5 protein-coding genes are annotated in these 5,096 nt (G+C 38.3%); 2 read left to right on the top strand and 3 right to left on the bottom strand.

Features of this window, described 5'->3' with window-relative positions:
• On the bottom strand, positions 1–708 hold a 708-nt coding region (locus F6K13_RS17420), incomplete at its 3' end, for a SpoIID/LytB domain-containing protein (protein ID WP_287287895.1).
• 144 nt (positions 709–852) lie between these two features.
• Here F6K13_RS17420 and F6K13_RS17425 point away from each other — a divergent pair.
• Positions 853–1,800 carry a ribonuclease Z gene (locus F6K13_RS17425; protein WP_124147585.1) on the top strand — a complete coding sequence of 316 codons (948 nt, stop codon included), beginning with the start codon at positions 853–855 and terminating at the stop codon, positions 1,798–1,800.
• A 127-nt stretch (positions 1,801–1,927) separates the two neighbouring features.
• Here the strand turns inward: F6K13_RS17425 and F6K13_RS17430 are convergent, their stop codons facing one another.
• Entirely contained in the window at positions 1,928–2,050 is a 123-nt protein-coding gene (locus F6K13_RS17430; RefSeq protein WP_275670465.1) for a hypothetical protein, read from the bottom strand.
• A gap of 761 nt (positions 2,051–2,811) precedes the next feature.
• Here F6K13_RS17430 and F6K13_RS17435 point away from each other — a divergent pair.
• On the top strand, positions 2,812–3,951 hold the full coding sequence (locus F6K13_RS17435; protein WP_287287896.1) for a site-specific integrase: 1,140 nt from the start codon (positions 2,812–2,814) through the stop codon (positions 3,949–3,951).
• Positions 3,952–4,771: 820 nt separating this feature from the next.
• Here the strand turns inward: F6K13_RS17435 and F6K13_RS17440 are convergent.
• Positions 4,772–4,909 carry a hypothetical protein gene (locus tag F6K13_RS17440; RefSeq protein WP_287287897.1) on the bottom strand — a complete coding sequence of 46 codons (138 nt, stop codon included), beginning with the start codon at positions 4,907–4,909 and terminating at the stop codon, positions 4,772–4,774.
• Positions 4,910–5,096 lie beyond the last annotated feature (187 nt).

Raw genomic sequence — 5,096 nt, forward strand, 5'->3', positions numbered from 1 at the left:
TACATTTTCCGTGTGGCCTCCAGAAGATGAATGGAATAAGGCTAAAATAATTTGACCATTGTAGGTAAGCACTTGACCCTTTGTAGCATCAACAGCAGCATAAGTACCTTGAGACTCTGTTTTAATTCCTTGATATACTTGCCATAGTTGGTCATTGCCTAAGTCGTAGAAATTATTACTATTTTCTTGACGCTTATTCAGAGCATAGGAGCGGGCTGCCACTGCTTGGGCCTTTAGAACTTCTTGAGGCCAATTGCCATTCATTTCTGCTCCAATAACACTATATAGATATTGTTCTATATCAATGTAATTGATCGCTGTAACTCCTGATTTGCTAGGGATAATGTGAGTACGTCCACGATACCACTGATCGCCTATCCATACATAACCTTCTCCTTTGGGTTCGATCCACATTTGACCAGATACCCAGTTTGCCAAAGCAACTTTTCCTGATTTTAATTCGGCGACAAAACCTTTAGTTGGCTGTAGTTCCCCAATAGCTCTACCAGCACCATCTCTAATGGTAGCATTTGTGGAACTTCCTACTTTAACTTCTTTTGCCCCTTCTTGAATGGCAATTCGCAAGACTAGGGAAGCTTGGGCAGGGGCGATCGCTAGTAACCAGAATAGAATGGATGTCCAAAAGTAGTGTTTTAGTGGTTTAATGGAACGATTAATAACTGAAATAAATAGCAATCCAGAACTCATCAGATTTTAGATTTTATATTTAACTTTAAGGTTAACTAATGTAGGCAAAAGCCAGAATAAATCTCACAGGGTAAAATTAGAAAATAATTATCACTGTGGATATACTTATCATATTTTTTTAGTTTATTGAGGAAGTTTGAAGTTTTGCAGGTAACTTTTCTAGGAACTAGCTCTGGTGTCCCGACGCGGTCGCGTAATGTTTCGAGTGTTGCTTTACGCTTGCCTCAACGGGGTGAATTATGGTTGTTTGACTGTGGGGAAGGAACTCAACATCAGTTTCTCCGCAGTGAACTTAAGGTCAGTCAACTGACTCGTATTTTTATTACTCATATGCACGGCGACCATATTTTCGGTCTGATGGGGTTATTAGCTAGTTGTGGTTTGGGGGGCAATGTTAAAAGTATCGATATATATGGCCCCCCTGCTCTGGAGGATTACTTGCAAGGTTGTATTCGATATTCTCAAACTCGTTTGGCTTATCCTTTGAAGATTTACCAATCTAGACCTGGTGTAATTTATGAGGATGATGAATATGTTGTTAGTTGTGGTTATTTAAAACATCGGGTTCCTGCTGTTGGTTATCGGGTAACGGAAAAGGACCGACCAGGACATTTTGATGTGGAAAAGGCTAAAGCTTTGGGTATTCCTCCTGGTCCTATATATGGCAAGTTAAAACGGGGTGAGTGGATTACTTTGTCTGATGGACGCAGAATTAGTGGGGTTGATTTATGTGGGGCACCTCAGATTGGCCGGAAGTTTGTTTATTGTACTGATACTGTTTTTTGTGATGGGGCGGTGGAACTGGCACAGGATGCAGATTTACTTGTTCACGAGGCTACTTTTTCTCATCGGGATGCTGATATGGCTTTTCAAAGATTACATTCTACTTCGACTATGGCTGCACAGGTGGCTTTGGCCGCAGGTGCTAAACGTTTGATGATGACTCATTTTAGTCCTAGATATGCTCCTGGGAATCCGATTTTGTTGGATGATTTGCTACAGGAGGCGCGTGCTATTTTTCCTAATACTGATATGGCTTATGATTTTTTGAGTTATGAAATTCCTAGATTTGATCAGAATTGTCAGTTATAGCAGAAGGAAGAAGGAAGAAGAAAGAAGGGAGAAGGGAGAAGGGAGAAGGTGTTTAGTTATCTAGGACAGAAGGAAGAAGGGAGAAGGCGTTTCGTTATCTGGGACAGAAGGAAAAGTCTTATTTTGTCTAAGTTTTAAACTTGGTGATGCTGCATTGTAATGGTTGTATATTTTCATTATTTTTGTTACGAGGCACGGCAGTGGGAGCATCTTGCTCCCGTGCCAGGTATTCCTTTTTCCGGCGTTGCATAAATGCGGAATTATTTTAATTCATAGTTTTGTGGAATGGGCCTCTTGCCCGTTCCTGATATTTTCAGGGCAGGCAGGGACAGGCAGGATGGAGACAGGTAGGATGCCTGCTCCCACTTAACTTACCACTTATATTCATTCCACCCCTCAGCAATGCCCTTTTTCCTGTATACATTACTATGCAGGACTATCTTAAACTTTTGAACAGTCCTAACCTTTCTTTCGACTGCCATATTATGAGGACTAAATCTTAGGATTATTCATTTTGTGAAGCACCACAGGGGAATAAAATTAGAAGTGGCTTTTGATTTGCTTGGTTTGAGGTTTGAAAATTTTTTTTGATGGCCAAATTTGATTGACATTTACGGATGGGGGTGGTGGGACTTGAACCCACACGACTGTTAAGGTCAACGGATTTTAAGTCTTTTAAACCACATTCGTTAAACTACTTATGTAGCGCCTTTTACTGGTGCAAGTGTTGATACTTTGGAGTATTATGTTCCATTTTGTGTGTCAACTAGCCCAAGTAAGAAATAGTTTTTCAAAATATTTCAGCAAATACAAAGCTTTATGTAAGAAAAGGCAACATAAATATAGAATTTAAAAAAAAGGCCATAGGTGATTGAATTAGGCGTTCCCTAGGTCTGGAAGATACCTTGTCCAAATTCGTTAAACTACTTATGTAGCGCCTTTTACTGGTGCAAGTGTTGATACTTTGGAGTATTATGTTCCATTTTGTGTGTCAACTATCCCAAATACGAAATGGTTTTTCAAAATATTTCAACAAATACAAAGCTTTATGTAAGAAAAGGCAACATAAATATAGAAGTTAAAAAAAAGGCCACAGGTGATCGAATTAGGCGTTCCCTAGGTCTGGAAGATACCTTATCCAATCAAGCTTTGGCCTTAAGTATTCAAAACCTAATTGAAAAAGACCTCTCTATAAACGCTTTCGATGCCTCCTTGGACAAGTATATAGACAAGTGCATAAAAGTTACTGAAACACCTGATGATTTAATCAACCTTACGAGCTTGTGGCACAAGTACATTGAATTTAAGAGAAAATACTGGAGTCCTACTACATACGCTAATAGTGGTCTAGTTTTTGCTAAAAGATTTTCAAAGCTTAAAAACCAAGACTTGCGCTTTCCTCAAAAAATTCAGCAGGAACTATTTGAAAATTTCAGCTTGGATGCAGTAAAGCGTTCTTGTATTCAAATCAAAGCAGCCATCAACTGGGGACTACAAGAGAGAATTATATCCAATGTCAAGTGGACTATCCCTAATAAAGCTTTTGAGCAACTGCTAAAAAGACAAAAGGAAGAAAATGACATTAATCCCTTTTCTAATCAAGAGCGCGATCGCATTATTGAAGCATTCAAAACAGATTGCTTTGCTAGAGAAAAAGGCAGGCACAGTCAGTATTATTTTGCAATTCACTTTTGGTTTTTAACGGGCTGTAGAACTGGAGAACTATTAGGTCTCCAATGGCAAGACATCAAAGCTGGCTACCTTACTTTTTGCAGAGTAAGAAGCCAAACTAATGTTGGCGAAGTTACAAAGAATAGCCTTAAGCAGCAACACAGTAGAAAGTTTCCTATCAATCAGCAGCTATCAAATCTTCTAGTATCTATACCAAAGAGCAAGGACTACGTTTTTGTTAACAAGGTTGGCAAGCCTATTTCCTTTAGTAGCCTGATAACCTGCTGGAAAAGAGTTCTTTCATGCTTGCAAATAGAATACAAACGCCCTTACCAATGTAGGCACACATTTATTACTGATTGCCTAAAAACTGGTAAGCTCTCACCTTCTGAGGTAGCAAAGCTTGTAGGTACTTCACCTGCGATGATTTATAAGCACTATTTGGGCGCACCTGAAAACATTGATGTCCCAGAACTGTGAGTCATTTACGTCAATGATGTAATATTATTGCAGAATTAATTGATAATAAGGCAACTGCTTTCATACATGAAGGTGGTTGCAAGAACAAAAACTGGTGAGTAATAAAAAGAAATGGGCATAATCTTAAATGTATTTACTTCATTATGGCGCTTAGGAATGAGAATTAAATAAAGTCCAGAATTTTTTTTCAGAACTCAGATGGTATGGAGCTTAGGCAATTCAACTTTTGTAGATAATAAAATTCTCATTCCTTAACAAAGTCAGAAGTCAGAAGTTATTTTTGTCACGAGGATTTACGCCTCGCTCCAAAAACATTTCGCCTTAAAAGGTGGGGTTGCGCGACCCAATTTTTTTGATAACTTTTCTAGCGAAGTATTTTTGGCTACTCCCGCTGCGATAATCTTTTGCTGTTGGTGGCCATAGTTGGGGAATAGAAATAAACAAACTGTTCTATAAATTAGACTAACACTCGTGACACTAAAAGCTGTAATTTATAGTGGGATAAGATTATAGCAACTGCTACGAGTCGTAAAGCACTTCTGAAAAATGACTAACAGGTAACAGTTATTGATAAGCATAATTGCTTACATCCAATTTTTAAAGGCCATTAATGCCCGAAAAAAATGCTTTAGTCTACCCCAAAATTATTAACCCTGGAATAGACTAAAGTGCAAAAATTATCTGATGACCAAAAATTTTATTTTTTGTTTAAGGTTATAATTTCAAAAAAATACCCTCTCACTAAGGCAGATTTGGTAGAACCAATAAACTCCTATAATTAAGCAGCTAATTAGGGTAATTAAGGGTTGAAAAATAGCTACTAAAAACTCAAATTTATACCATCAATCATAATGAAAATATAAAGGTCAGGACGCATAACTAAATCAGGATTATTCACTAAATCTAATCCTAGCAAATATGAATATTTTTGATAGTTATCGCGCCAAGTTAGTTGCACATATCCCTGCCCTTAACGAAGTCAGAAGTCAGAAGTCAGAACCTAGTGTGTAATTCTGAGGTCTCCTACGGGGCACCTACTGTGCAGAAGTCATTCCGCACACAGCCCCTCCAGAATGTAAGACACACTAAAGACACTCAGAAGTTATTTTTGTAACGGGGATTTGAGCAAGGCTCCAAAAATATTT

The organism is Okeania sp. SIO2B9 (assembly GCF_010672505.1).
Lineage (GTDB): Bacteria > Cyanobacteriota > Cyanobacteriia > Cyanobacteriales > Microcoleaceae > Okeania > Okeania hirsuta.